Origin of the sequence: Sphingomonas cannabina (genome assembly GCF_021391395.1) — a bacterium.
Taxonomy (GTDB): domain Bacteria; phylum Pseudomonadota; class Alphaproteobacteria; order Sphingomonadales; family Sphingomonadaceae; genus Sphingomonas; species Sphingomonas cannabina.
In genome coordinates this window covers 517,601-542,391 of the sequence record NZ_CP090059.1, presented here as the reverse complement: position 1 = coordinate 542,391, position 24,791 = coordinate 517,601, and the positions used below count along the sequence as shown (strand labels likewise).

The 24,791-nt window shown below is 68.6% G+C and carries 26 protein-coding genes, 2 pseudogenes and 1 riboswitch; of the genes and pseudogenes, 23 read left to right on the top strand and 5 right to left on the bottom strand.

What is annotated here, in order from left to right:
- Positions 1–66: 66 nt before the first annotated feature.
- The 4 genes from LZK98_RS02750 (at position 67) to LZK98_RS02735 (ending at position 4,495) form a co-directional block, all read left to right on the top strand.
- Positions 67–2,367, top strand: a complete 2,301-nt coding sequence (locus tag LZK98_RS02750; protein ID WP_233784828.1) for an FtsK/SpoIIIE family DNA translocase — start codon at positions 67–69, stop codon at positions 2,365–2,367.
- Positions 2,367–2,567 (top strand): putative signal transducing protein, encoded by a 201-nt coding sequence (locus LZK98_RS02745; protein WP_233784827.1) that lies wholly within the window; start codon positions 2,367–2,369, stop codon positions 2,565–2,567. The genes LZK98_RS02750 and LZK98_RS02745 overlap by 1 nt, the downstream gene beginning before the upstream one ends.
- A 253-nt stretch (positions 2,568–2,820) precedes the next feature.
- Positions 2,821–3,159 (top strand): P-II family nitrogen regulator, encoded by a 339-nt coding sequence (locus LZK98_RS02740; protein ID WP_233784826.1) that lies wholly within the window; start codon positions 2,821–2,823, stop codon positions 3,157–3,159.
- A gap of 25 nt (positions 3,160–3,184) precedes the next feature.
- On the top strand, positions 3,185–4,495 hold the full coding sequence (locus LZK98_RS02735) for an ammonium transporter (protein WP_233786488.1): 1,311 nt from the start codon (positions 3,185–3,187) through the stop codon (positions 4,493–4,495).
- Between the two features lie 53 nt (positions 4,496–4,548).
- Here the strand turns inward: LZK98_RS02735 and LZK98_RS02730 are convergent, their stop codons facing one another.
- On the bottom strand, positions 4,549–5,343 hold the full coding sequence (locus LZK98_RS02730; RefSeq protein WP_233784825.1) for a carboxylesterase family protein: 795 nt from the start codon (positions 5,341–5,343) through the stop codon (positions 4,549–4,551).
- Between the two features lie 198 nt (positions 5,344–5,541).
- Positions 5,542–5,886: a DNA-directed RNA polymerase subunit omega gene (rpoZ, locus tag LZK98_RS02725; RefSeq protein WP_233784824.1), complete on the bottom strand. Its 345-nt coding sequence runs from the start codon at positions 5,884–5,886 to the stop codon at positions 5,542–5,544.
- A gap of 115 nt (positions 5,887–6,001) precedes the next feature.
- Here rpoZ and LZK98_RS02720 point away from each other — a divergent pair, with 115 nt between their 5' ends.
- From LZK98_RS02720 to LZK98_RS02705, 4 genes and pseudogenes are all read left to right on the top strand, one after another.
- Entirely contained in the window at positions 6,002–7,165 is a 1,164-nt protein-coding gene (locus LZK98_RS02720; protein WP_233784823.1) for a phospholipase D-like domain-containing protein, read from the top strand.
- 105 nt (positions 7,166–7,270) lie between these two features.
- Complete coding sequence (locus LZK98_RS02715) at positions 7,271–7,756, top strand: hemerythrin domain-containing protein (protein ID WP_233784822.1); 486 nt, start codon at positions 7,271–7,273, stop codon at positions 7,754–7,756.
- A pseudogene (locus LZK98_RS02710) lies at positions 7,732–8,361 on the top strand (UdgX family uracil-DNA binding protein); the annotation flags it as partial. The gene LZK98_RS02715 and the pseudogene LZK98_RS02710, both read left to right, overlap by 25 nt.
- A gap of 60 nt (positions 8,362–8,421) precedes the next feature.
- Positions 8,422–9,060, top strand: coding sequence for a DedA family protein (locus tag LZK98_RS02705; protein ID WP_233784821.1), 639 nt, complete (start codon positions 8,422–8,424; stop codon positions 9,058–9,060).
- On the opposite strand, the gene LZK98_RS02700 is transcribed toward LZK98_RS02705, so the two are convergent.
- The 3 genes from LZK98_RS02700 to LZK98_RS02690 form a co-directional block, all read right to left on the bottom strand.
- Positions 9,047–10,384 (bottom strand): cytochrome P450, encoded by a 1,338-nt coding sequence (locus LZK98_RS02700; RefSeq protein ID WP_319937526.1) that lies wholly within the window; start codon positions 10,382–10,384, stop codon positions 9,047–9,049. The two genes, LZK98_RS02705 and LZK98_RS02700, sit on opposite strands and share 14 nt — an antisense overlap.
- Positions 10,381–11,085, bottom strand: a complete 705-nt coding sequence (locus LZK98_RS02695) for a DJ-1/PfpI family protein (RefSeq protein WP_233784820.1) — start codon at positions 11,083–11,085, stop codon at positions 10,381–10,383. Before LZK98_RS02695 ends, LZK98_RS02700 begins: the two co-directional genes overlap by 4 nt.
- Positions 11,086–11,104: 19 nt before the next feature.
- Positions 11,105–11,186: riboswitch (ZMP/ZTP riboswitch) on the bottom strand.
- A gap of 48 nt (positions 11,187–11,234) precedes the next feature.
- Positions 11,235–14,147 carry a M16 family metallopeptidase gene (locus tag LZK98_RS02690; protein WP_233784819.1) on the bottom strand — a complete coding sequence of 971 codons (2,913 nt, stop codon included), beginning with the start codon at positions 14,145–14,147 and terminating at the stop codon, positions 11,235–11,237.
- 267 nt (positions 14,148–14,414) lie between these two features.
- Between LZK98_RS02690 and LZK98_RS02685 the strand changes: the two genes are divergently transcribed.
- The 15 genes and pseudogenes from LZK98_RS02685 to LZK98_RS02620 all read left to right on the top strand — a co-directional run bounded on the left by LZK98_RS02685 (position 14,415) and on the right by LZK98_RS02620 (position 24,725).
- On the top strand, positions 14,415–15,212 hold the full coding sequence (locus LZK98_RS02685) for an aspartyl/asparaginyl beta-hydroxylase domain-containing protein (RefSeq protein ID WP_233784818.1): 798 nt from the start codon (positions 14,415–14,417) through the stop codon (positions 15,210–15,212).
- A 209-nt stretch (positions 15,213–15,421) separates the two neighbouring features.
- Positions 15,422–15,997 carry a NifU family protein gene (locus LZK98_RS02680; protein WP_233786486.1) on the top strand — a complete coding sequence of 192 codons (576 nt, stop codon included), beginning with the start codon at positions 15,422–15,424 and terminating at the stop codon, positions 15,995–15,997.
- A 23-nt stretch (positions 15,998–16,020) separates the two neighbouring features.
- Positions 16,021–16,614, top strand: a complete 594-nt coding sequence (locus LZK98_RS02675; protein ID WP_233784817.1) for a malonic semialdehyde reductase — start codon at positions 16,021–16,023, stop codon at positions 16,612–16,614.
- A 46-nt stretch (positions 16,615–16,660) separates the two neighbouring features.
- The gene (tsaB, locus tag LZK98_RS02670) at positions 16,661–17,227 is read left to right on the top strand and encodes a tRNA (adenosine(37)-N6)-threonylcarbamoyltransferase complex dimerization subunit type 1 TsaB (RefSeq protein ID WP_406693748.1); all 567 of its coding nucleotides are present in this window, start codon (positions 16,661–16,663) and stop codon (positions 17,225–17,227) included.
- Entirely contained in the window at positions 17,224–17,709 is a 486-nt protein-coding gene (locus LZK98_RS02665; RefSeq protein ID WP_233784816.1) for a GNAT family N-acetyltransferase, read from the top strand. Before tsaB ends, LZK98_RS02665 begins: the two co-directional genes overlap by 4 nt.
- A gap of 104 nt (positions 17,710–17,813) precedes the next feature.
- Entirely contained in the window at positions 17,814–18,230 is a 417-nt protein-coding gene (locus LZK98_RS02660) for a MucR family transcriptional regulator (RefSeq protein WP_233784815.1), read from the top strand.
- A gap of 148 nt (positions 18,231–18,378) precedes the next feature.
- Positions 18,379–18,801 (top strand): Fur family transcriptional regulator, encoded by a 423-nt coding sequence (locus LZK98_RS02655; RefSeq protein ID WP_233784814.1) that lies wholly within the window; start codon positions 18,379–18,381, stop codon positions 18,799–18,801.
- Between the two features lie 26 nt (positions 18,802–18,827).
- A pseudogene (locus LZK98_RS02650) lies at positions 18,828–19,664 on the top strand (lysophospholipid acyltransferase family protein); the annotation flags it as partial.
- Positions 19,656–20,051: a DUF7079 family protein gene (locus LZK98_RS20745; RefSeq protein WP_454877249.1), complete on the top strand. Its 396-nt coding sequence runs from the start codon at positions 19,656–19,658 to the stop codon at positions 20,049–20,051. The pseudogene LZK98_RS02650 and the gene LZK98_RS20745, both read left to right, overlap by 9 nt.
- A 17-nt stretch (positions 20,052–20,068) precedes the next feature.
- Entirely contained in the window at positions 20,069–21,373 is a 1,305-nt protein-coding gene (gene miaB, locus LZK98_RS02645) for a tRNA (N6-isopentenyl adenosine(37)-C2)-methylthiotransferase MiaB (RefSeq protein ID WP_233784813.1), read from the top strand.
- A 199-nt stretch (positions 21,374–21,572) separates the two neighbouring features.
- A complete protein-coding gene (locus tag LZK98_RS02640; protein ID WP_233784812.1) occupies positions 21,573–22,571 on the top strand; it encodes a PhoH family protein in 999 nt (332 codons plus the stop codon).
- 48 nt (positions 22,572–22,619) lie between these two features.
- Positions 22,620–22,877 (top strand): type II toxin-antitoxin system VapB family antitoxin, encoded by a 258-nt coding sequence (locus tag LZK98_RS02635; protein WP_233784811.1) that lies wholly within the window; start codon positions 22,620–22,622, stop codon positions 22,875–22,877.
- Positions 22,874–23,272 (top strand): type II toxin-antitoxin system VapC family toxin, encoded by a 399-nt coding sequence (locus tag LZK98_RS02630; RefSeq protein WP_233784810.1) that lies wholly within the window; start codon positions 22,874–22,876, stop codon positions 23,270–23,272. The genes LZK98_RS02635 and LZK98_RS02630 overlap by 4 nt, the downstream gene beginning before the upstream one ends.
- Positions 23,272–23,796 (top strand): rRNA maturation RNase YbeY, encoded by a 525-nt coding sequence (gene ybeY / locus LZK98_RS02625; protein ID WP_233784809.1) that lies wholly within the window; start codon positions 23,272–23,274, stop codon positions 23,794–23,796. The genes LZK98_RS02630 and ybeY overlap by 1 nt, the downstream gene beginning before the upstream one ends.
- An 8-nt stretch (positions 23,797–23,804) precedes the next feature.
- Positions 23,805–24,725: a hemolysin family protein gene (locus LZK98_RS02620; RefSeq protein WP_233784808.1), complete on the top strand. Its 921-nt coding sequence runs from the start codon at positions 23,805–23,807 to the stop codon at positions 24,723–24,725.
- Positions 24,726–24,791: the final 66 nt, after the last annotated feature.

Genomic DNA, 24,791 nt, shown 5'->3' with positions numbered 1-24,791 from the left:
CGAGTCCGTGGGGGAGGACAATAGGAGAACGCCGATGGTCGGCGACGTTCCCGGGGGGACAGGACGATGGCAACCCGCGCGGCACCCTTTCTGTGGCGCGACACGATGAAGGCCGGTGCGCGGCGCTCGGGCGCGATGATCGGCGCGCTCGCGCTGCTGGTCGCGCTCGTGCTGCTGGCGCTTGCCCTCGGCAGCTATCATCCGGGCGATCCCTCGCTCAACACCGCCGCGGGCGGGCCGGTGCGCAACCTGATCGGCGCGCCGGGGGCGATGATCGCGGACCTCATGCTCGCGCTCGCCGGGCCGCCGGTGGCGCTGATGCTGCCGCCGGTGCTGTTGATCGCGCTGAGATTGTGGCGCGGCCGCCCCGTCGGGCGCTGGGTGGCGATGCTCCGCAACTGCGCGATCGCGGTCGCGCTGATGGCGACCGCGCTCGCCTTCATCTCCAGCGCCTCGGTGCTGTGGCTGCCGGCGGGCTATGGCGGCATCGTCGGGCTGACCATCGCCGATCTCTGCAAATGGGCGATCCACCTGATCGGCAACGAGACCGCCGAGATTTGGACGATGCGCCTGGTGGGCACGTTGTTCGGCATCGCCGGGGTGGTGATCTGGGCGCGCGCGGTCAACCTGGAGCTTCCCGAGCGCCGTCTCGCGCTGCCGAGTTTCCGCCGCGACGCGCCCGCCGACGAGGCACCGGCGGAGCGCGTGATCGCCGAGCCGACGCCCAAGCCGCAGCCGCGCAAGCCCGCCGCGCCGATCGACAAGCCGGCCCCGGTGATCGCCGACCGCACGCTCGCGCCCTCGCTGGCCAAGCCCAAGGCGGAGCAGGGTTCGCTCGATTTCCGCGACAACTACCGCCTGCCGCCGCTCGACCTGCTGAAGCCGGCCCCGGCGGGCACCAAGGCCGCAGTCGACAAGGCGGCGCTCGAGCGCAACGCGCGCCTGCTCGAGAGCGTGCTCGACGACTTCAACGTCAAGGGATCGATCGTCGAGGTTCGCCCCGGCCCGGTGGTGACGATGTACGAGCTCGAGCCCGCCGCCGGCATCAAGGCGAGCCGCGTGATCCAGCTCGCCGACGACATCGCGCGCAACATGAGCGCGATCTCCGCCCGCGTCGCCACCATCCCCGGCCGCAGCGTGATCGGCATCGAGCTGCCCAACGCCAAGCGCGAGGCGGTCAACCTGCACGAGCTGATCGGCAGCCAGAGCTTCGCCGACCAGTCGGGCGGGCTGCCGCTGGTGCTCGGCAAGAACATCGCCGGCGATCCGGTGGTCGCGGACCTCGCGCCGATGCCGCACCTGCTCGTCGCCGGCACCACCGGCTCGGGCAAGTCGGTGGGGCTCAACTGCATGATCCTGTCGCTGCTCTACCGGCTGACGCCGGACCAGTGCCGGCTGATCATGATCGACCCCAAGATGCTCGAGCTCAGCATCTACAAGGGCATCCCGCACCTGCTCGCCGACGTCGTCACCGATCCGCCCAAGGCGGTGCGCGCGCTCAAATGGGCGGTCGAGCAGATGGAGGAGCGCTACCGGATGATGGCCTCGGTCAACGTCCGCGGCCTCGCCAGCTTCAACGAGAAGGTGAAGGCGGCCAAGGCCAAGGGGCAGAAGCTCGGCCGCCGCGTCCAGGTCGGCTACGATCCCGACACCGGCAAGCCGATGTACGAGGAGGAGGAGCTCGACCTCGTCCCGCTGCCGCAGATCGTGGTGATCGTCGACGAGCTCGCCGACCTGATGATGACCGCGGGCAAGGAGGTCGAGTTCCTGATCCAGCGCCTCGCGCAGAAGGCGCGCGCGGCCGGCATCCACCTGATCATGGCGACGCAGCGCCCCTCGGTCGACGTCATCACCGGCGTGATCAAGGCGAACCTGCCGACCCGAATCAGCTTCCACGTCACCAGCAAGATCGATTCGCGCACCATCCTCGGCGAGCAGGGCGCCGAGCAGCTGCTCGGCAAGGGCGACATGCTCTACATGCCGGGCGGCAAGGGGGTGGCGCGTGTCCATGGTCCCTTCGTCAGCGACGAGGAGGTGCAGGCGGTCGCCGACTTCTGGCGGTCGCAGGGCGAACCCGATTACATCGACGCGGTCACCAACGATCCGGAAGGCGACGACGGCTTCGCGATGGAAGGCGGCCCGTCGGGCGACGACAGCCCCGAGGACCAGCTCTACCGCCGCGCCTGCCAGCTCGTCGCCGAGAGCCAGAAGGCCTCGACCTCGTGGCTCCAGCGGCAGCTGCGCGTCGGCTACAATTCCGCCGCGCGCCTGATCGAGCGGATGGAGAAGGACGGGCTGGTCTCGCGCCCCGACCATGTCGGCCGGCGCGAGGTGCTGATGGACCCGGACGGGCGGCCGCTCGCCTGATGAGTCTTGTCGAGCTCGGCCGCTACGACCGTAACCTTGCGCATCTGCTGGTGGGCAGGCTGGAAGCGGAGGGGATTCCGGCGGTCGCCTTCGACGGCGGCGCCTCGATCGCCGACGGGAGCTGGCTGCTGATCCCGGTGCGGGTGATGGTCGACGAGGACGATCTGGAGGCCGCGCGCGGGATCGTTGGCGACGTTTGACGCCGATTGTAAGACCGTCATCCCGGCGAAAGCCGGGATCTCGTGCCACAAACCGTTTGGCTGCCGCGGGAGATCCCGGCCTTCGCCGATGACGAAAGATCGCTGCCCGATTCTTAGGCATCTCCTTCGCAGCTGCACAAAAATTTACCGCCAATTGACAATTTTCGATCCCCTGTAACCGTTTTCCTGCCCCGAAATTGCTCTGGCACGCCCCTTGCGAGGCATTTCCTTGCGACTGCGCAAGGGGGTGCCAATGAAATTGGTCATCGCGATCATCAAGCCATTCAAGCTCGACGAGGTCCGGGAAGCTCTGACCGAGGCCGGCGTCGCGGGCATGACCGTCACCGAGGTCAAGGGGTTTGGCCGCCAGAAGGGCCAGACCGAGATCTACCGCGGGGCGGAATACAGCACGAACATGGTGCCGAAGCTCAAGATCGAGGTGGTCTGCGCCGCCGACCTCGCGCCCAAGGTGGTGGAGGCGATCCAGGCCTCGGCCAACACCGGCGCGATCGGCGACGGCAAGATCTTCGTGCTCGACGTCGGTCAGGCCGTGCGCATCCGCACCGGCGAGACCGATGAGACGGCGCTCTGAGATGAAGGGGGGAACGATGAAGCAGATGTTGAAGTTTGCCGCGGCCCTGGGCGTCTGCGCCGTGCTGGCGCATCCGGCCTTCGCCGCCGCGCCGGCCGCACCGACGGTGAACAAGGGCGACACCGCCTGGATGATGACCTCGACCGTCCTCGTCCTGATGATGATCCTGCCGGGTCTGGCGCTGTTCTACGGCGGCCTCACCCGCGCCAAGAACATGCTGTCGACGATGACGCAGATCGGCGCGGTCGCCTGCCTCGCCATGCTGATCTGGGTGATGTGGGGCTACACCATGGCCTTCGGCGATGGCGGCAACGACTTCATCTCCGGCTTCGGCAAGGCGTTCCTCGCCGGCATCACGCCCGATTCGACCGCCGCGACCTTCACTACCGGCGTCGCGATCCCCGAATATGTCTTCATCTGCTTCCAGATGACCTTCGCCGCGATCACCATCGCGCTGGTGCTGGGATCGGTGGTCGAGCGCATGAAGTTCTCGGCGGTGATGGTGTTCGCCGCCGTCTGGCTGACGATCGTTTATTTCCCGATCGCGCACATGGTGTGGGCATCGGGCGGCCTGTTCTTCAAGATGGGCGCGCTCGATTTCGCGGGCGGCACGGTGGTGCACATCAACGCCGGCGTCTCGGCGCTGGTCGCCTCGCTGATCCTCGGCAAGCGCATCGGCTATCCGACCGAGCGGATCGTGCCGCACTCGCTGACGCTGACCGGCGTCGGCACCGGCCTGCTTTGGGTGGGCTGGTTCGGCTTCAACGCCGGCTCGGCGCTAGAGGCGAACGGATCGGCAGGACTCGCGATGATCAACACCTTCGTCGCCACCGCCTCGGCCGGCCTGTTCTGGATGCTGGCGGAGCGCGTCAACGGCCACAAGGGCTCGGCGCTCGGCTTCTGCTCGGGCATCATCGCCGGGCTGGTCGCGGTGACGCCGGCGGCGGGCAACTCGGGTCCGTTCGGCGCGATCGTGCTGGGCGCGGTCGCCTCGGTGATCTGCTTCTATGCGGTGTCGGTGCTGAAGCCGAAGCTCGGCTACGACGACGCGCTCGACGCGTTCGGCATCCACGGCATCGGCGGCATGATCGGCGCGGTCGGCACGGCGATCGTCTATGCGCCGTCGCTCGGCGGCCCCGGCAAGCCCGATTTCGCGATCGGCGGCCAGATCGTCACCCAGCTCGCGGCGGTGGCGACCACCATCGTCTGGGCCGCGATCGGCACCGTGATCGCCACCTATGCCGCCAAGGCCCTGACCGGTCTGCGCGTCGCCCCGGAAGTCGAGCGCGAAGGCCTCGATCTCGGGGAGCACGGCGAGCGCGCCTACAACTATTGACGAGGTTCCTCCTGCGGACGACTGGGCCGGCGGGTCATTCCGCCGGCCTTTTTTTACTTGCCGGAGGCCGCCGTCGAGCCGCGCCGCTGCGCGAACAGCCAGGCGGGGAGCTTGGGGTCGTCGAACCCGGGATCCCAGCTGTTGTGGTCGACGCCGGGCAGCTCCTTATAGTGGACCGCGGCACCCGCCGCCTTGAGCGCCGCCGCCATCTGCCGCGAATCCTCGACCGGGACGACCGTGTCGGCACCGCCATGGATGATCCACACCGGCAGCCGCGCGATCCGCCTGGCCATCGCGGCATAGGGATCGGGCTCGGAGGCGGGGACGAGCGGCTGGTAGGGGCGCAGCGTGATCGGCTTGACGAAGCCGCACACCACCACGATCGCGGCGAAACGGTCGGGATCGTCATAGGCGAGCGCCCAGGTGCCGTTGCCGCCCATCGACAGCCCCGCGACATAGACGCGGTCGCGATCGGTGCGGAACTCGCGCTCGGCCGCCGCCAGCGCGGCCAGGGCGATGTCCTTGCTGTTCTGCCACAGCCGGTCCTTCGGCACCTGCGGGAACACCACGATCGCCGGCCAGCGCTCGACATGCTTGCGGATGGCATGGCCCAATCCGACGTCGGTCTGGAGCAGCCCGTCGCCGCCGCGCTCGCCGGCGCCGTGCAGCGCGAGGATGATCGGCAGCTTCTCGCCCGGGCGATAGCTGCGCGGCACATAGACCTGATAAGCGTGGCGTACCCCCGCCACCGTCACCGTGCGATCGAGAAAGCCGGTCTCGCGCGCCTCGGCCGTCGCGGGCGCCAGCCACGCCATCAGCGCCAACAGCGCCAGAACCATTCGCCGCATCGTCTCTCCTCCCTCGCTTTCGCCGCACGCTAGTCGGTCATGCGGATACGAAAAAGGCCGGAGCGATGCCCCGGCCTTTTTACATTTCGTTCCCTAAAGCCGTCGCGGCGAAGCCGCGCCGTCGGTCGGGCTCATGCCCGCCGGCCGGCACTCGGCTTGACCCTCGCCAATGCTCGCGCGTTAGCTCGGGCCTCGTGCTTACCCGTCGTAATCCCCGCCGACGTTCTGGTTGCGCGGCGGCGCGGCCGCGGTGAGGCGCAGTGCCTCGGCCGACGCGGCGAGGCTGCCGATCTCGTCGGGCGCTTCCTCGTCGTCGATCTGCACCTTCTGCATGCTCGAGACGAGCGCTTCCTCAAGCTGGTTCGGGGTGACCGACTGCTCGGCGATCTCGCGCAGCGCGACGACCGGGTTCTTGTCGCGGTCGCGGTCGAGCGTCAGCTCGGCGCCGCCGGAGATCTGGCGCGCCCGCTGCGCAGCCAGCAGTACCAGGTCGAAACGGTTCGGGATCTTGTCGACGCAATCCTCGACGGTGACGCGCGCCATCCAGCACTTCCTTGGGCAAACGGTGTTCGGGAAAGGCGCTGCACCTAGGGAGTAGGGCCGCGGGAGTCAAGGAAAACGGCTTGCCGAGCGCCGCCCGCTGCCCCAAATCGGCGGCGTGGCCGCGCCTTTGATCCAGCCGACGTTCGAGGTCGAAGGCAATCGCCTGACGCTGCTCGACACCGGCCCTGGCCGGCTGGAGGCGCTGATCGCACTGATCGACGGCGCGCGCGAGAGCGTGCGGCTGCTCTTCTACATCTATGTCGACGATGCCGCCGGCGCGGCCGTGCGCAATGCCCTGATCCGCGCCGTCGGGCGCGGGGTGAGGGTGTCGCTCACCGTCGACGGGCTCGGCAGCGAGCACGCCGCGCAGCGCCATTTCTTCGCGCCGCTGATCGCGGCAGGGGTGGACGTGTGCCGCTTCGTGCCGCGGCTCGGCCGGCGCTACCTGCTGCGCAACCACCAGAAGCTCGCCATCGCCGACGAGAGGATCGCGATCATCGGCGGCTTCAACGTCCAGGACAGCTATTTCGGCACGCCGGCCGAGCAAGCATGGCGCGACCTCGGCCTCGTCGTCGAGGGCCCCGCGGCGCAGCGGCTCGTCGGCTATTACGACGCCCTCTCGCGCTGGGCGCGCCGGCCCAGGTCCTCGCTCCGCGCGCTCCGCCGCATGCTCTCGACCTGGAGCGAGCCGGCCGGTCGCGCGCGCTGGCTGCTCGGCGGGCCGACGCGACGGCTCTCGCCCTGGGCGCGCGTCGTCAAGAACGACATCAACGCCGCCCGCCGCGTCGACATCATCGCCGCCTATTTCGCGCCCAGCCCGGCGATGCTGCGCCGGCTCGACAGGGCGAGCCAACGTGGCCGCGTGCGCGTGGTGCTGCCGGCCAAGAACGACCACCCGGCCGCGATCTGGGCCGCGCGCTTCACCTATGCCGGCCTGCTCAGGAAGGGCGTCGAGATCTATGAGTACCAGCCGACCAAGCTCCATACCAAGCTGTTCGTGATCGACGACATCGTCCACATCGGCTCGGCCAATTTCGACATGCGCAGCCTCTTCCTGAACCTGGAGCTGATGCTCCGGATCGACGACCCCGCCTTCGCCGCGCATGTCCGCGCCTATGTCGACGGCGAGGTGGCGGATTCGGAGCGGATCACGCCGGAGCTCCACAGCGCGCGCACCGGCTGGTGGACGCGGACCAGGCAGTTCGCCGCTTGGTTCGTGATGGCGGTGCTCGATCCCGAAGTGACGCGGCGGTTGAGCTTCGGCAGCGACCGGAGCTGACCTTCGGTGAGATCGGTGCCGGCCCGCAACTGTTCCAGCTTGCAAACGAATCGCAACTGAAACCCACCGGGCTTCTCGCCGGTTGGCGCCGGGAGGAGAGGCATGATGGCCGAAGCCAAGATCTTCCGCGACCTGAAGGCGGACCATGACAAGCAGCGCAAGATGCTGAAGGCGCTGGGCGAGCTCCAGGGTGATACCAAGAAACGCAAGACACTGTTCGAGGAATTCCGCCTCGAGCTCCAGAGCCATGCCGCCGCCGAGGAGGAATCGCTCTATGCGGAGATGCTCGCCGATCCGAAGCTGCGCGAGGACGCCCGCCATTCGATCGCCGAGCACAAGGAGATCGACGATGTCCTGGGCGAGATGATGGAGCTCGATTTCGGCTCCGACGAATGGACGGAGAAGTTCTTCCACATGCGCCGCCGCTACGAGCATCATATCGACGAGGAAGAGGAGGAGATGTTTCCGGCGGCGGCCAGGCGGTTCGACGATCCGACCGAATATGAGCTCGCCAGGACCTATGAGGAACGCAAGCCCGAGGAGCTCGAGCTGGCCAAGGACAACCCGCCGGGAAGCGACGAGCGCGAATGAGCGTCGGCGGCAACATCGCCGCGGCCTGGACGGCGCTGCGCGAAGAAGCCTCCGGCTGCACGCGCTGCGACCTCTACAAGGATGCGACTCAGACCGTGTTCGGCGAAGGCCCGCTCGACGCGCGGCTGATGTTCGTCGGCGAGCAGCCCGGCGATCAGGAGGACCTCGCCGGTCGGCCGTTCGTCGGCCCGGCCGGCCAGGTATTCGACCGCGCGCTCGCCAGCGCCGGGGTCGAGCGCGACCGGGTCTACGTCACCAACGCGGTCAAGCATTTCAAGTTCGAGCGCCGCGGCAAGCGCCGCATCCATTCCAAGCCCAACGCTGGCGAGATCACCGCCTGCCGCTGGTGGATCGAGCGCGAATCGGCGCTGGTGAAGCCCGAGATGACGGTCGCGCTCGGCGCCACCGCGGCGCGATCGATGATCGGCAAGGCGGTGACGATCACCAAGGCGCGCGGTGCGCCGGTCCCGCTCGCCGACGGCAGCGAGGGCTGGGTGACGATCCACCCGAGCTTCCTGCTCCGCATCCGCGATCGCGCACAGGCGGAGGACGAGTTCGGCCGCTTCGTCGAGGACATCAGGCTGGCGGCGGCGCGGCTGAAATAGCGGCCGGACGGCGCGTCGGGGGACTAGGCAAGCGGCGCGGCTTCGGCCACCAAGCCGCGCATGGTGGAACAGATCCTCGGCTGGCTCGCCGGCATCGTCATCGCGGTCATCGAAGCGACCGGCTATCTCGGCGTCCTCATCCTGATGGCGATCGAGAGCGCCTGCGTGCCCCTGCCCTCGGAGCTGGTGATGCCCTTCGCGGGCTATCTCGTCTCACTCGGCAAGATGAACCTGTTCGCCGCCGCCACCGCCGGCGCGCTCGGCTGCAACCTCGGCTCGGTGATCGCCTACGAGATCGGCAAGCGCGGCGGCCGGCCGGTGATCGAGCGCTGGGGCAAATATCTGCTGATCGGTCCCGACGAGCTCGACGCCGCCGACCGCTTCTTCCTGCGCTGGGGCCGCTCGGCAGTGTTCGTTGGTCGCCTCCTGCCGGTGATCCGCACCTTCATCGCCTTTCCCGCCGGCGTCGCACGGATGCCGCTCATCCCGTTCCACCTCTACACCTTCGCCGGCAGCTGGCCCTTCTGCTTCGCGCTGACCTGGGTGGGGATGAAGCTCGGCGAGGCGTGGCACACCGATCCGCGGCTCAAGGAAGCGTTCCATTCGGCCGATGCGGTGATCGGCGTGGTGCTGGTGGTGGTGGTCGGCGGCTACATCTGGCACCGCGTCCGCAGCATCCGCCGCTCTAGCAAGGGCTGACGTCGAGCCACAGCCCGCCCTGCGGCCGCAGCGTCACCGTGCCCAGCGGCTCGACCGGCCGGCCCGGGATCGGGGCATAGCGGCGCGCCGCCAGCCAATGGGCGAGGATCACCAGCGCCTCGGTGATCGCGAAGCGCATGCCGACGCAGGTCCGCGGGCCGCCGCCGAACGGGATGTACTGGAAGCGATGGCGCTCCGCCTCGCGGCCCGGCGCGAAGCGGTCGGGATCGAAGGCGTCGGGATCGTCCCACAGCCGCCGGTGCCGGTGGATCAGCCACGGCCAGATCGAGACGATGTCGCCCTTGCGCACGACCAGCTCGCCGAGCCGGTCGTCGTCCGCCGCCTCGCGGTCGAAGCGCGGCGCCGGCGGATAGAGGCGCAGCGCCTCGTCGAGGATGCGGCGCAGATAGGGCAACCGCTCCGGTAGCGTCGCGACGTCGCCGGCCAGCGCCGCCATCGCTTCCATCCGCGCGCGGTCCTGCACCTCCGGCACGTTGGCGATCAGGTACATGCTCCATGCCAGCGCATTGGCGGTGGTCTCGTGCCCGGCGAGGTAGAAGGTCGCGGCATTGCCGATCGCAAGCTGGGTCGCCTGGACCGGCGGGAAGCGCTCGTGCAGCGCCCGGATGATGCCACCCAGGAAATCGTCGCCGCCTTCGGGCCCGCGCTCGCGCACGATCGCGGTAAGCGTGGTGCGCAGGAAGCGACGTCCGGCATGGCCGGCGCGGATCCTGGAGGAGAAGCCGATCGCCGGCAGACCGAGGATCGCCGACATGCGCACCGCTCCCGCCGCCTCCAGCGCAGCGGTGATGTGCCGGCTCGCCGCGGGCGTCACCAGCCGGCGGTCGCCGGAGAACAGCGCCTCGGCGATGATCGTCATCGTCGCCTCGGTCGCGGCGGCGGCAATGTCGATCGTGCCGCGCGCGGGCCATTCCGCCATGCGCCGCTCGGCCGCCTCCGCGATCAGCGGGGTGAGCGCCGCCACTGCGCCGGGCGCGAAGCTCGGCGCCACCATCCGCCGCTGCTGGCGCCACAGCTCGCCGTCGGCGGTGAGCAGCCCCTCGCCGATGATCGGCGCGATCAGCCGCTTGACCACGCGCGGCTTCACATAATTGGCGGCATTGCCGAGCAGCACGCGCTCGACCGCATCGGGATGGCGCGGGAAATGGATCGTCAGACCCATCAGCCGACGGGTGATCGTCCAGTCCTCGAACGCGCGATGCGTCCAGCCCGCGACGGCGTTGCGCGATCGCTCGCCGAAGAAGGCAGTCCAGGCGGGCCGCAGCCGATCGGCGCGCGGCGGATGGGCGGGGATGAAGCTCATGGCGTCATTCGTTCTGCGATCGCCTTCACCTTCTCGGCCCGGCCGGGGGCATAGGCCTCCACCATCGAATGATAACGCGCCAGCGTCTCCGGCGCGGCGCGTTCGGGCGAGCCGCTGTCGAACGGCGGGGCGGGGTCATATTCGAGGCTGAGCTGGACGAAGCGGGCGTGGTCCTCGCCGCGGATCGCGGCGGTCAGGGCGAGGGCGAAGTCGATTCCCGCGGTTACGCCGCCGCCGGTCACGCGATTGCGGTCGAACACCACCCGCTCCGCCACCGGCTCGGCGCCGAACCAGGCGAGCTGGTCGCGCGAAGCCCAATGGCAGGCGGCGCGATAGCCGCGGAGCAGCCCTGCCGCGCCGAGCAGCAGCGATCCGGTGCAGACGCTGGTGACCCAGGTCGCGCCGGCACCGACCTGCCGCAGCCAGGCGAGCGTCGCCTCGTCCTCCATCGCCGCGACCGTGCCGAAGCCGCCGGGGACGCACAGGATATTCGCCGCCGGCACCTCGTTGAAGGTGGCGGTCGGCAGCAGTGCGAAGCCGGCATCGGTCGGCACCGGATCGCGCGTCTTCGCGACCAGCGCGATGCGGGCACCGCCGAGCCGCGAGAGCACCTGCGCCGGGCCGGTCAGATCGAGCTGGGTGACGTGCGGAAACAGCAGGAAGGCGATGGTCATCGGATCTGGGGTGATCGGCTCGGGCATGGCAGTCCTCCTCATGGCAAAGGGGTGCCCAGGCGAGCGGCGTCCGGCGCCGCGCGCTTCCCGATGGTGCTCCATCCGAATCGCCAGTCACGCGCGGCGTGGTCGGGAGCTTAGCGTGATCGGCGGCGGGGCTGAACCCCGCCCGCTGCTTACTGCCCGCCCGCGCTCTTGCTCGCTGCCATCGCCGCGGCCGCCTGAGGCGAGCCTTCGGGCAGCACCACCAGCGTCCAATCCTTGTCGGGGCGCAGATACTTGGCCGCGAGCGCCTGGATCTCCTGCGGCGTCGTCCCGGCGAGATCGCTGGCGAGCGTATCGACCGCCTTCAGCCGGCGCGGGTCGAGCGTGCCGCCCTCGGTCTGCTCGAGCCAGAACATGTTGCCGGTCGAAAAGCGCATCATCTGCTGCGCGATCGGCAGCAGCGCGCGCTTCAGCTCGTCGGCGTCGACCGGCTTCGCCGCCAGGTCCGCGGCAATGCTGCGGGCAAGCTCGAAGAAGAAGCCGGTCTTGTCGGGCGGCACCATGCCCATCGCCATGACGCGCCCGCCGCCCGGCATCCCGACCGGCCATTGCGAATCGACGTTGGGGGTGTAGCTCATCCCCGCCTTCATGCGCAGCTGGTTGAGCAGCCGGTCGCGGAACACCGCCGCCAGCACGTCGAGCCGCCGGCCCTCGCCGACGCCTTCGATCCCGCCGCCGGTCGGCCAGGCGATCACCGCCGCCGCCTGGGTGTCGCGCCCGCCATGGGTGCGTACCACCGGATTGGCGACATGCGCTGGGAACTTGGCCGCAGGCGCCACCGCCGGGGCGGGCTTGCGCGGCTTGAGCGCGCCGAAGCTCCTCGCCATCGCGTCGATCGCGGTATCGGCCTTGACGTCGCCGAACACCTGCACCTCGATCGGCCCTTCGGCGAGCAGCGGCGCCCACAAGGCGCGGAAGCTCTCGGGGGTGAGCTGGTCGATCTCCTCCCGCGACGGCGTGCCCCAGCGCGGGTCGCCGGCATGGAGCAGCCCGTCGAGATCGCGCGCGAGCACGCCGTCGGGCGATGCGCCGAGCGCGGCATAGCTCGCCAGCAGCGCCGCCCGCGCCCGTGCCACCGGCTTGGGGTCCCAGCCCGGCGACTGCAGCTTGGCGGCGAACAGCCGGAGTTGGTCGGGCAGGTCCTCGGCCGAGGTGGTCGCGCCGACCACGAAGGCGTCATCGTCGGTCGCGAAGTCGTAGCCGATCCGGCGGCCGCCGGTGAGCCGGTCGATCTCCTCCTGCCCCATCTTGCCGATCCCGCTCGGCATCAGCGCGAGGTCGGCGGCGAAGGCCGGCGTCGGCCGGTCGGAGGGCAGCGCGGTCAGGCCGCGGCCGAAGCGCACGCGGACGTAGACGCGGCTCACCTCCGAGGGGTTCTCGAACAGCAGCATGGTCACGCCGTTGGCGAACTCGATCCGCTCCATCTTGGGATCGGCGAGCGCGACGGTGCGGCTGACGACCTTCCCCTTCGGCCCGAATTTCGGCAGCTTGTCGAAGCTGACCTTGGACAGGCGGGCCGCGGCCTCGGCGGCGCCCTTGACGTCGGTCTTGAGCGCGGCCGCGAGCTCGGCGGCGGCGTCCTCGCCTGGGGTCGGGCTGTTGATCACCGCCCGCAGCGCGGTGCCGGAGAACACCGCCTTGGCCGACGCCTGCACCGCGGCGGGGGTGAAGAACTTCTTCTTCACCGCGTCTTGGAAGATCGCGTAGCTCGTCGCCATCGTCGTGGTGGTCTCATGGATGTCGACCGCCTCGACCATGTCGTCGGCCTTCTTGGCGCCGGCCTCGACCTTCGCGCTCGCCACCTGAGCGCGCATGTTGGCGTCGATCTCGCCCACCTCGCGATCGATTTCGGCCTGGGTCGGCGGCGCGGCGATCGCGTCGGCGATGGTCTGGCGCACGTCGCCGAGCGCGGCCTTCCAGTCGTTGCCGAGCGGCAGGATGTTGACGAAGGTGATGTTTGCCGAACGCGACACGTCCTGCAGGTCGGTGCTCGCCTGGATGAAGCTGCCGCCGCCGCGCGCGCGCGATTCGAGGCGGCGGTTGACGATGCGGGTCGCGATCATGTCGACCATGCGCTTCTGGTTGAAGATGATGGTGTCGTCGCCGATCGTCCACGGCCGCACATAGGCCATCGACAAGAGCGGCGGCAGCGACGGCTCGACCAGGCTCGCCGTGGCGGGATCGGCCCCTGGAGCGGGCTTGCCGAAATCGGGGCTCGGCGTCGCCGGACCCTCGCCCTGCCAGGACGAGAAGTGGCGCTGGATCAGCCGCTCGGACGTGACCGGATCGATGTCGCCGGAGATCACCACCACCGCGCGTTCCGGCCGATACCAGCGCTCCTGGAAGGCGCGCATCTTCGCCGGAGTCGCCGCCGTCAGCGTCTCGGGCTTGCCGATCGGCGAGCGCTTGGCGAGCAGCTGGCCGGCGAAGAAGGTCTCGCGCGTGAGGTCGGCGAGCCGCATCTGCGGCCCCGGCTGCTCGCGCGCCTCGGCCAGCACCACCGGGCGCTCCGAATCGAGCACCGCCTGTGTCAGGCTGGGCCGGTCCATCATGTCCTCGAGGATCTTGAGGCTCTCGTCGAGATTGGCCTCGGTCGCGGACGGCAGGTCGATCTTGTAGACCGTCTGGGTGAAGCTGGTGCTGGCGTTGGTGTCGGCGCCGAAGGTCGCGCCCATCCGCTGCCAGATCCGCATCGCCTCGCCGTCCGCGACATGCTCCGAGCCGCGGAAGGAGAGGTGCTCGATGAAATGGGCGTAGCCGAGCTCGTCGTCGTGCTCCATCAGCGATCCCACGTCCATGCGGATGCGGATCGCGACCTGCCCCGGCGGCACCCCGTTCCGCCGCACGGCATAGCGCAGGCCGTTGGGCAGCACGCCGAAGCGCCACTCGGGGTCGGGCGGGATGTCGCTGCCCTTGTAGAGCCAGCCGGGCTGCGTCTGCGGCGCCGGCAGCGGGGCATGTTCCTGCGCCGGGGCGGCAATGGCGGCGGCGAGCAGGGGAAGCGCGACGAGCGCCGGGCGGAGCACGCGGGGGAACCAAATCATCGCCGCCGATTTAGCTGGCTTCGTCATCTCCCGCCAGCGTCACTTGCCGCACCGGTGAGGCGACTGGTTGGCGGTGGCCGGGAGGCTGCCGTCGCGCTGCCATGATTTTGACCCAAGTCGCGCCTAGCGCCCCCCTGTGCCGAGATCGCTGCGCCAATGAGGGCCAGGGACCTGCGATCCGGCCAAGTTCAGCCGTTGTGGGCGAGTATTATGAACGTAAAGCTTGAAGAGTCGGAGCCCGCGGCCCGGGCGGGAACCGGAGATCGCGTGCCCTCGCGCATTCCCGACATCACCGCCGTCTCGGGTGCGCCCGCCGACTCGCGCCGACTGGAAAAGGCACGCGGCCGGCCATTGATCGTGCAGCTCGGCAAAAGGTTGCGCGGTCCGTTCGACCGGGTGATCGCCTCCTCGTCGCTGGTGCCGAACGATCCGGTGCTCGACGTACGGGACTTCCCCTGGACGGCGGAGCTGCGCGCCAATTGGCAGGCGATCCGCGACGAGGCGGTCGCGGTCGCGCTCCAGGGCGGCGTGGCGCCGAGCCTGGCGACGATCTCGCCCGATCACCGCGCGATCGCCGAGGTCAACATGTGGAAGTCCTTCTTCCTGTGGGGCTACGGCTATCCGATCGAGGAAAATCTCGCGCAATGCCCGGCGACCGCCGCGCTGGTCGAAAAGATTCCCGGGCTCAACAGTGCCTTCTTCTCGATCCTCGAGCCCGGCACCCACATTCCCGCGCACCGCGGCGTCACCAAGGGGCTGATCACCTGCCACCTCGGCCTGATCGTGCCGCACGACGGCGACGTCAGGATGCGCGTCGACGAGCGGATCGTCCGCTGGGCGGAGGGAGAGACCTTGGTGTTCGACGACACCTACGACCATGAGGTGTGGAACGACACCAGCGGCACCCGCGTCGTTCTGCTCATCCAGTTCGAGCGGCCGCTGCGCCAGCCCGGCAAATGGTTCGCCGACCTGTTCCTCAACGTCGCGCGCCGCTCCGCCTTCGTTCAGGAAGCGCGGGAGAATATCCTGAGCTGGAATGCGGCACTGAAGGCGATGGATGTCTGAAGGCCAATTCGAATCGTCATTCCCGCGAAGGCAGGAATCCATTGTCGCCGAAGGTCATGAGATTCACCGCGGTCAGCCAGAATGGATTCCCGCCTTCGCGGGAATGACGACGCCCCAAACTCAATCGGACAGCTTCCAACGGACGCCGTGCCCCTGACGTTTCGGCCTTGCTCCTTGATCACACGCCCACGCGGGCCCAAATGCACGTCATGCTGATCGAGACCGAAGCCACGCCCAACCCGGCGACGCTCAAGTTCCTGCCCGGCCGCACGGTGATGGAGGCCGGCACCCGCGACTTCGCGACGCCCGAGGAGGCGGCCGCCTCGCCGCTGGCCGAGGCGCTGTTCGACCTCGGCGACGTGACCGGCGTGTTCTTCGGCCGCGACTTCGTGTCGGTGACCGCCGCGCCCGGCGTCGAATGGCTCGACCTCAAGCCCGACGTGCTGGCGGTGCTGCTCGATCATTTCTCCGCCAACATGCCGTTGTTCCGCCCCGGCTCGGCCGCCGGCATCACGGTGCCGCCCGAGGGCGCCGAGTTCGCCGATAATCCGGAGGACGCCGACATCGTCGCGCAGATCCGCGAGCTGATCGACACGCGCGTGCGCCCTGCGGTCGCCAACGACGGCGGCGACATCGTCTACCGCGGCTTCGACCAGGGCAAGGTCTATCTCCAGATGCAGGGCGCCTGCTCGGGCTGCCCCTCGTCGACGGCGACGCTGAAGCAGGGTATCGAGCAGCTTCTCAAATATTATGTCCCCGAAGTGACCGAAGTCCGCGCGGTCTGATCTTTGGGGCGGGGGAGAATTTGATGGGACAGCCGCTCGACGATGCCGGGCTCGACACGATCTTCCGCACCGCGCGCACCTATAACGGCTATACCGACGCGCCGGTCACCGAGGCGGACATCCGCCGCATCTACGACCTGCTCAAGCTGGGCCCGACCTCGGCCAACCAGCATCCCGCGCGCTTCATCTGGCTGCTGAACCAGGAAGGGAAGGACAGGCTCGCCGAGCTCGCGAGCCAGGCCAACGCCCCCAAGATCCGCAAGGCGCCGGCGACCGTGATCATCGGCATGGACATGGAGTTCCAGGAGAATCTGCCCTGGCTCTTCCCGCACGCGCCCGACGCCAAGAGCTGGTTTCCCGAAGGCGAGATGCGCTTCAACAATGCCTTCCGCAACTCGTCCCTGCAGGGCGCCTATCTGCTGATCGCCGCCCGCGCGCTGGGCTTCGATACGGGGCCGATGTCGGGTTTCGACAACGCCAAGGTTGACGCGGCCTTTTTCGCGGACCAGCCGAGCGTCCGGTCCAACTTCATCGCAACATTGGGACATGGCGACGCCTCCACCATCTTCGAACGCCTCCCCCGCCCTGAATTCGAGCGGTTCAATCGCGTCCTCTGACCTGATCCTCGTCATCGAGACCGCGACCGCAGCCTGCTCGGTCGCATTGATCGTCGACGGTGCGGTCGCCGCTGCGCGGCACGAGGTGGTCGGCCGCGGCCATGCCGAGCGGCTGGTGCCGATGATCGCCGAGCTGCCGGGCGAGGGTCGTGCCGCGCGCATCCTCGTCGATTGTGGTCCCGGCAGCTTCACCGGCATCCGCGTCGGCCTGGCCGCGGCGATCGGGCTCGGCATCGGCTGGGGCGCCGAGGTCTGGGGCTTCTCGTCGCTCGCGCTGGTCGCCGCAGCCGGTTTCGCGGCGCGCCCGGGCCTCGGCGAGCTTGCCGTGGTGCTCGAAGGCGGCCACGGTGAAGTGTTCATGCAGAGTTTCACCCATCCGCTCGCCGCAACCGATGCGCTCGCCTCGCTGCGTCCGGAGGTGGCGCTCGCCAGGCTCGGCGGGCGTCCCGCCGTCGGCAACGGCGTGCGCCATCTCGCCGCGCTCGATTCCTCGCTCGACCTTGTCGAGGCGCTGCCCGATGCAGCGCAGGCCATATTGCTGCCGCCGACCTTCGCCGCGCTGCCGCCTCGGCCGATCTATGGCCGCGCACCGGATGCCGTCGCCAAGCCATGAGCGCGAAGCTGATCGATCTGCGCGCGGGGGACGCCACCGACCTGCCCGAGGTGTCGGCGCTAATGGCGGACGCGTTCGATCCGCGTTTCGGCGAGGCGTGGACGCTCAACCAGTGCCTGGGAATGCTGAGCCTGGCGGGCGTGTGGCTGACGCTCGCTTATGATCGGGGCCGGTTGGCGGGCTTCGCGCTCGCCCGCGCGGTCGCGGGCGACGGCGAGCTGCTGCTGCTCGCGGTGCGGCCGGCGAAGCGCGGCCACGGCATCGGCGCGGCATTGCTCCGAAGCGTGATCGCCGATGCCGAAGCGCGATCGGCGACGCGGCTCCATCTCGAAGTCCGCGCGGGCAATGATGCGGTGAATCTCTATCGTGCTAATGGTTTCGCCAAGGTCGGCGAGCGACGCGATTATTATCGCGGCATTACGGGCCAGTCGTTCGATGCGCATACCTATGCGCGGGAACTGTCGGTCAGCCGAGTCGGCTAATCGTAGTAAGCAACGATTGCGCTTGCGTTCGCTCGCAAATCGTCCGAAAGGCGCCCGGCAGGGGCTGTTGGTGCAATACATATACGGGGACCAAGGAAACGACCATGGACAATACGAACGATCTACAGGAAACGCTGGTCACGCTGACCGCTGATATTGTCGCTGCGCACGTCAGCAACAACAGCGTCGCGGTTTCCGATCTTCCGCTGCTGATTCAGAACGTCCATGGCGCGCTTTCGGGCCTCGGCACCCCCGCTCCCGCTCCCGAGGTCAAGCAGGAGCCGGCGGTTTCGATCCGTTCGTCGATCAAGCCGGACTACATCGTGTGCCTCGAGGACGGCAAGAAGCTCAAGATGCTGAAGCGACACCTGATGACGCACTATCAGATGACCCCGGAACAGTATCGCGCCAAGTGGAACTTGCCGGCCGACTATCCGATGGTCGCCCCCAACTATGCCGAGCAGCGCCGTTCGCTCGCCAAGAAGATCGGCCTCGGCACCAAGCGCCGCAAGTCGCGCTGAGCGCCGTCTTCGTACGGATATAGAGAAGGGAGTCGGCCGTGCCGGCTCCCTTTTTTTCATCTGCGCCCTCCGCGCCGGAATCTGCTCCACAGCTTATTGCGAGTCGGTTGCCCTTCCTTCTCGCGCCCGTTCGCATTACATCGCTGTCATGGCGCGCAAGATCGATCTCGAAGCTCTCTGTCACGAAAAGGGACTGCGCATCACCGAGCAACGCAAGGTGATCGCCCGCGTCCTGTCCGAGGCGGAGGACCATCCCGACGTCGAGAAGGTCTATGAGCGCGCCTCGGCGATCGATCCCGGCATCTCGATCGCGACGGTCTACCGCACCGTGCGGCTGTTCGAGGAGGCAGGCATCCTCGACCGCCACGACTTCGGCGACGGCCGCGCCCGCTACGAGCCTTCGCCCGAGGCGCATCACGATCACCTGATCGACGTTGAGACCGGCCGCGTGATCGAGTTCGTCGATCCCGAGCTCGAGCAGCTCCAGAAGCAGATCGCGGAGAAGCTCGGCTTCCGCCTGGTCGATCACCGCATGGAGCTCTACGGCGTCTCGCTCGACCGCAAGAGCTGAGCGCTGTTCGGTCCGGCTGTGATCCGGTGACGCTCAGCCCCGAGGCCCGGCTCGCCGCTCTCGAGGGCCGCCCGCCGCCGATCGACGCGCTGGGGTGGTGCCGTGTCGGCTTGCGCGCCGCGGGACTGGTCGGCGGGCTGATCCTGTGCGTGCCGCTCCACTATCTCTGGCATTTGCTGCGGCTCGGTTCGCCATGGCCGCGCATCTTCCTCGGCTGGGCGGCGCGGATCGCCGGCGCGCGCGTGACGCGGGTCGGCGTGCCGCTGAAGCGCGACGTCTTCTATATCTCCAACCACCTGAGCTGGATCGACATCCTGGCGATCGCCGGCGCCTCGGGCTCGGCGTTCGTCGCCAAGGCGGAGATCCGCGACGCACCGGTGGTCGGCTGGCTGGCCGGACTCAACCGCACCGTCTTCGTCAGCCGCGAGGACCGGATGGGTGTCGCCGAGCAGATCAATCAGCTGAAGGATGCGCTTTCGGAGAATTGGTCGGTCACCGTCTTCCCCGAAGGCACCACCACCGACGGCCGCTCGCTGCTCCCGTTCAAGACGCCGATGCTGCGCGTACTGGAGCCACCGCCGCCCGGAGTGATGGTCCAGCCGGTGATGCTCGAATATGGCGCGGTCGGCGAGGAGATCGCCTGGATCGGCGTCGAGGCGGGAATTGACAACGCCAGGCGGCTGCTGTCGCGCAAGGGCAGCTTCTCGCTCCGGGTCCATTTCCTCGAGCCCTTCCACCCGCGTGACTTCCCCGGCCGCAAGGCGATCGCCGCCGAGAGCCGCCGCCGCATCGAAGAGGCGCTGGTCGCCGCGCTCGGCGAGCCGCTGCGGCCGTTCCGCTACGATGTCGCCTCGGTGCGCTACGAAGCGGCTCTGCCGCACCTTGACGAGATCGAGCGGAGCAGACGGCTTCCGGTCTGGTCCTCGCTGTCCGATCTGTTCCTGGACACAGACGTATCGCTGCTGCGTGATACGAATGCCCGCGTGCTGGCGGACAGCCCGTATACGATCAACCAGATCGAACGCATCTTCCTGGACGAAGTAACGCCGGCCTGTTCGTTCAACTTGTCGGCTGTCGCTGGCGAATGGTCGGGGTTCGACGAGCAATGGCTTGCCGAGCGCATCATCGCCGTGCGCGTCCGGCCGGGTAGCGGCAAACCATATGTTCCTGTCGAGGCGGAGTGGCGTGCTCTGCGTGATGAAGTCCTTCGCCTTCGCGGGTCCGCCTCGCTGGTGTCTTCGGGCAGTTAGCAGTAAGGGCGGCGCAAATGACCGACCCGAAAACCTTTCACGTCAAGTCGTTCGGCTGCCAGATGAACGTCTATGACGGCGAGCGCATGGCCGAGCTGATGGGCGAGGCCGGCCTGACCGTCGCGGCCGATGCCGGCGAGGCGGACCTCGTCGTGCTCAACACCTGCCACATCCGCGAGAAGGCGACCGAGAAGGTCTATTCGGAGATCGGGCGCCTCCGGAAGGATGGCCGCAAGCCGATGATCGCGGTCGCCGGCTGCGTCGCGCAGGCCGAGGGCGAGGAGATCGCGCGCCGCGCCAAGGTCGACGTGGTCGTCGGACCCCAGGCCTATCACAACCTTCCCGAGCTGGTCGCCAAGGCGGCAAAGGGCGGCCTCGCGCTCGACACCGACATGCCGGCGGCGAGCAAGTTCGCCGCGCTCCCCGCGCGCCGCAAGGTCGCGCCTTCGGCCTTCCTGACGGTGCAGGAAGGCTGCGACAAGTTCTGCACCTATTGCGTGGTGCCCTATACCCGCGGCGCCGAGATCAGCCGGCCGTTCCAGGCGATCGTCGACGAGGCCAAGGCGCTGGTCGACGCGGGCGCGCGGGAGATCACGCTGCTCGGCCAGAACGTCAACGCCTGGGGCCAGGACGAGGGCGGGCTGGAGACGCTGATCCGCGCGCTCGACCGGGTCGAGGGGCTGAAGCGCATCCGCTACACCACCAGTCACCCCAACGACATGACGCAGGGCCTGATCGACGCGCATCGCGACGTCGAGACGCTGATGCCGTTCCTCCACCTGCCGGTGCAGGCCGGCAGCAACCGCGTGCTGAGGGCGATGAACCGCAGCCACACGCGCGACTCCTACCTCCGCATCCTCGACCGCGTCCGCGCCGCCCGGCCGGACATCGCGCTGTCGGGCGACTTCATCGTCGGCTTCCCCAGCGAGACCGACGCCGAGTTCGAGGAGACGTTGAGCCTGATCGACGAGGTTCGCTATGCCCAGGCGTTCAGCTTCAAATATTCGCCGCGCCCCGGCACGCCGGCGGCGGAGATGGACGGCTTCGTGCCAGCCGAAGTGATGGACGAACGCCTCCAGCGCCTCCAGGCGGCGCTCAACCGCGATCAGGCCGCATTCAATGCGGCGACGGTGGGCAGGCACTGCAAGGTGCTGATCGAGCGTCCCGGCAAGCTCCCCGGCCAGCGCATCGGCAAGTCGCCCTGGCTGCAATCGGTCCACCTGATGACCGACGCGACGATCGGCGCGATCGTCGAGGTCGAGATCGTCAGCGCCGGCCCCAATTCGCTGGGCGGCATCGAGCGGCTGCGCGCGGCGGCGTGACGCGTCCGCGCGCCGGCCAGCCATATTTCCCCCCTTATTTCCGCTATCCACGCCGCGCCGCTTCTGCCACAGTCGCGCCAGCGATGCAGCGCGGACCCGCAGCTTTCTTGGCGCCGTCACGAAACCCGTCCATGCGCGCCCCGTTGATCCGGGGCACGGCACGCCCGCCTGTCCTCCACCCCTCCGCTTCAGGAGACGCATGAGCCGCAAGCCCGTCCCCGCCCAGTCTGGCGAACGCAGCCGCGCCGAAGTGACCTTCGACCGGCCCGAACTGCTGCCCCAGCTCTTCGGCGAATATGACACCAACCTCGTCGCGATCGAGAACCGCCTCGGCGTCTACATCACCGCGCGCGGCAACCGCGTGCAGCTCGAGGGCACGGCGGAATCGGTCGCGCTCGCCCGTGACGTGCTGAACGGGCTCCATACCCGGCTTCTGCAGGGGCAGGACGTCGATCCCGGCATGGTCGACGCGGTTATCGCGCTCGCCAGCGAGCCGACGCTCGACGGCATCATCCGCGCCGACCGCACCGCGCCGCCGCCGATCATGATCCGCACGCGCCGCAAGACGATCGTGCCGCGCACGATGATGCAGACGCACTACATGCGCGAGCTGGTGTCGAGCGACATGATCTTCGCGCTCGGCCCGGCTGGTACGGGCAAAACCTATCTCGCGGTCGCGCAGGCGGTGGCGCAGCTCATCAGCGGGTCGGTCCAGCGCCTTATCCTGTCGCGCCCGGCGGTCGAGGCGGGCGAGCGCCTGGGCTTCTTGCCCGGCGACATGAAGGAGAAGGTCGATCCCTATCTCCGCCCGATCTACGACGCGCTCTACGACTGCATGCCGCCCGAGCAGGTCGAGCGGCGCATCGCGTCGGGCGAGATCGAGATCGCGCCGATCGCCTTCATGCGCGGCCGCACACTCGCCGACGCCTTCGTCATCCTCGACGAGGCACAGAACACCACGCCCGCACAGATGAAGATGTTCCTGACCCGCTTCGGCCAGAACAGCCGCATGGTGATCTGCGGCGATCCCAAGCAGGTCGACCTGCCCGGCGGCATGGGCGCCTCCGGCCTCAACGACGCGGTTGGACGGCTGGAGGGGATTGAGGGGATCGCCATGGTCCGCTTCAGCGCCGCCGACGTGGTGCGCCATCCGATCGTGGGGCGGATCGTCGAGGCCTATGAGGGGGCGGAGGCTTGAAGGGAGGGATATCCCGTACTATATAGCGGGATATCCCCGGAGGGTCGGATGGCATCGCTCTATATCAAGGACGGCGAAACCGCGGAGCTGGCCTCGCGCATCGCACGCCGGCTCGGCACGACCAAGACCGAGGCCGTCCGGCGCGCCCTGCTCAAGGTTGAGGCGGAGCTGGGACCGCAGGCCGCCAAGCAATCGACAGTCGAATGGCTTCGCGAATATCGCCGCGATCATCCGCTGCCGCCGCCGACCGGCCTGAAGGCCGACAAGGCATTCTTCGATGAGCTCTGGGGCGAGGATCCCGATTGACCCTGTTCATCGACGCTTCGGTGCTGGTCGCGATCCTCGCGGAGGAAAGCGGTTTTGACGCATTGGCCGATCAGCTCGATCAGGCGCCACGACGACTATGGTCGCCGATGTCCTGCTGGGAAGCGATCTCGGGTCTGCGCCGCTCGCACGGGTACGACGTCGAACAGGCGCGCGAAGACGTGACGGCCTATGCTCGGACACGCCGTTTCGACCTGGTGCCGGTCGGCGCGGCGGAATTGGAGATCGCGCTCGACGCCTATCAGACCTACGGCCGCAGCAGCGGCAGCCCCGCCCGGCTCAACATGGGCGACTGTTTCGCCTATGCCTGCGCGAAGGCCAACCAGGCCCGCCTGCTCTACAAGGGCGACGACTTCATCCATACGGACCTCGCCTGATGATCGACGTCGCCGTCCTCCGCGAGGATCCCTGGCCCGAGGGCGAATGGGAGGACCTCGCCACCCGCGCCGCCGTCGCCGCGATCGAGCGGACGCCGCAGGGTGAGTGGATCGGCCTGCCGACCGCGATCGAGATCGCCGTGCGGCTGACCTCCGACGAGGAGGTCCACACGCTCAACCGTCAGTATCGCGGCAAGGACAAGCCGACCAACGTCCTCTCCTTCCCGATGGTGCAGCCCGACCTGCTCGATACGGTGACGCAGGGCTCCGACGACGGCGAGGTGATCCTCGGCGACATCGTGCTCGCGCATGGCGTCTGCGTCGCCGAGGCGGCGGACAAGGGGATCAGCGTCGAGCATCACGCGACGCACCTCATTGTCCATGGCGTGCTCCATCTGCTAGGCCACGACCACGGCGACGACGCCGCGGCGGAGGCGATGGAGGAGATCGAGCGCGCGGCGCTGGCGAGCCTCGGCATCGCCGACCCCTACGCCATCGACCCAGATTTCATCGACGAGGACTGATCCCCACCATGCCCGAGGGCCAAAGTCGCAGCGGGAACGGCGACAACGAACCTTCCAGTATCTGGCGCGGCCTGCGCAACCTCCTGTTCGGCGAGGACAGCGGCGAGACGCTGCGCGACCGCCTCGAGGAAGTGATCGACAGCCATGAGGACGAGGGCGAGGGCCACCGCCCGATCGCCGGCGACCTCGCCCCGGTCGAGCGGCAGATGCTGCGCAACCTCCTCCACTTCGGCGAGCGCGACGCCGGCGACATCGGGGTTCCGCGCGCGGACATCATCGCGGTCGAGGAGCAGACCAGCTTCGCCGATCTGGTGAAGCTGTTCGCGGAAGCCGGCCACAGCCGCCTGCCGGTCTATCGTGAGGAGCTCGATACGGTGATCGGCATGGTCCATATCAAGGACGTGTTCGAGATCGTGGCAAACGGCACGACGCCTCCCGCCTCGATCACCGCGATCATGCGCCAGCCGCTCTACGTCCCCCAGTCGATGGGTGCGATCGACCTGCTCGCGCAGATGCGTCAGAGCCGCACGCATCTCGCCGTGGTGCTCGACGAATATTCGGGCACCGAAGGCCTCATCACCATCGAGGACCTGATCGAGGAGATCACCGGCGAGATCGAGGACGAGCACGACGAGGCGCCGGTGGCGATGCTGGTGCCGCTCGACGGCGGCGCCTGGGACGCCGATGCGCGTGCGGAGCTGGAGGATGTCGCCGAGACGGTCGACCCGCGGCTCGGCGAGGTCGACGAGGACGTCGACACGCTCGGTGGGCTCGCCTTCGTGCTCGCCGGCCATGTGCCCGAGCCCGGCGAGTGCCTGGTCCACGACAGCGGCTGGACGCTCGAGGTGACTGAGGCCGATTCGCGCCGCGTCACTCGGCTGATCCTGCATCCGCCCAGGCCCGCGCGCGAGGAGGACGAGGTGGCCTGAAGCCGCTCGTCCTGTGATCGCCCCAGCCGATCACCAACTTCGTCTTTTCGCGTTTCTCCGATCACT

What these genes read in the sequence shown, in the direction of transcription:
- LZK98_RS02735 (WP_233786488.1), top strand. Translation starts at nt 3,185, where the DNA reads ATGTTGAAGTTTGCCGCGGCCCTGGGCGTCTGCGCCGTGCTGGCGCAT.
- LZK98_RS02730 (WP_233784825.1), bottom strand. Translation starts at nt 5,343, where the DNA reads ATGCGGCGAATGGTTCTGGCGCTGTTGGCGCTGATGGCGTGGCTGGCG.
- rpoZ (WP_233784824.1), bottom strand. Translation starts at nt 5,886, where the DNA reads ATGGCGCGCGTCACCGTCGAGGATTGCGTCGACAAGATCCCGAACCGT.
- LZK98_RS02745 (WP_233784827.1), top strand. Translation starts at nt 2,367, where the DNA reads ATGAGTCTTGTCGAGCTCGGCCGCTACGACCGTAACCTTGCGCATCTG.
- LZK98_RS02675 (WP_233784817.1), top strand. Translation starts at nt 16,021, where the DNA reads ATGGGACAGCCGCTCGACGATGCCGGGCTCGACACGATCTTCCGCACC.
- LZK98_RS02620 (WP_233784808.1), top strand. Translation starts at nt 23,805, where the DNA reads ATGCCCGAGGGCCAAAGTCGCAGCGGGAACGGCGACAACGAACCTTCC.
- LZK98_RS02690 (WP_233784819.1), bottom strand. Translation starts at nt 14,147, where the DNA reads ATGATTTGGTTCCCCCGCGTGCTCCGCCCGGCGCTCGTCGCGCTTCCC.
- ybeY (WP_233784809.1), top strand. Translation starts at nt 23,272, where the DNA reads ATGATCGACGTCGCCGTCCTCCGCGAGGATCCCTGGCCCGAGGGCGAA.
- LZK98_RS02635 (WP_233784811.1), top strand. Translation starts at nt 22,620, where the DNA reads ATGGCATCGCTCTATATCAAGGACGGCGAAACCGCGGAGCTGGCCTCG.
- LZK98_RS02665 (WP_233784816.1), top strand. Translation starts at nt 17,224, where the DNA reads ATGAGCGCGAAGCTGATCGATCTGCGCGCGGGGGACGCCACCGACCTG.
- LZK98_RS02700 (WP_319937526.1), bottom strand. Translation starts at nt 10,384, where the DNA reads ATGAGCTTCATCCCCGCCCATCCGCCGCGCGCCGATCGGCTGCGGCCC.
- LZK98_RS02655 (WP_233784814.1), top strand. Translation starts at nt 18,379, where the DNA reads ATGGCGCGCAAGATCGATCTCGAAGCTCTCTGTCACGAAAAGGGACTG.
- LZK98_RS02680 (WP_233786486.1), top strand. Translation starts at nt 15,422, where the DNA reads ATGCTGATCGAGACCGAAGCCACGCCCAACCCGGCGACGCTCAAGTTC.
- LZK98_RS02715 (WP_233784822.1), top strand. Translation starts at nt 7,271, where the DNA reads ATGGCCGAAGCCAAGATCTTCCGCGACCTGAAGGCGGACCATGACAAG.
- LZK98_RS02705 (WP_233784821.1), top strand. Translation starts at nt 8,422, where the DNA reads ATGGTGGAACAGATCCTCGGCTGGCTCGCCGGCATCGTCATCGCGGTC.
- LZK98_RS02695 (WP_233784820.1), bottom strand. Translation starts at nt 11,085, where the DNA reads ATGCCCGAGCCGATCACCCCAGATCCGATGACCATCGCCTTCCTGCTG.
- LZK98_RS02750 (WP_233784828.1), top strand. Translation starts at nt 67, where the DNA reads ATGGCAACCCGCGCGGCACCCTTTCTGTGGCGCGACACGATGAAGGCC.
- LZK98_RS02640 (WP_233784812.1), top strand. Translation starts at nt 21,573, where the DNA reads ATGAGCCGCAAGCCCGTCCCCGCCCAGTCTGGCGAACGCAGCCGCGCC.
- LZK98_RS02660 (WP_233784815.1), top strand. Translation starts at nt 17,814, where the DNA reads ATGGACAATACGAACGATCTACAGGAAACGCTGGTCACGCTGACCGCT.
- miaB (WP_233784813.1), top strand. Translation starts at nt 20,069, where the DNA reads ATGACCGACCCGAAAACCTTTCACGTCAAGTCGTTCGGCTGCCAGATG.
- LZK98_RS02740 (WP_233784826.1), top strand. Translation starts at nt 2,821, where the DNA reads ATGAAATTGGTCATCGCGATCATCAAGCCATTCAAGCTCGACGAGGTC.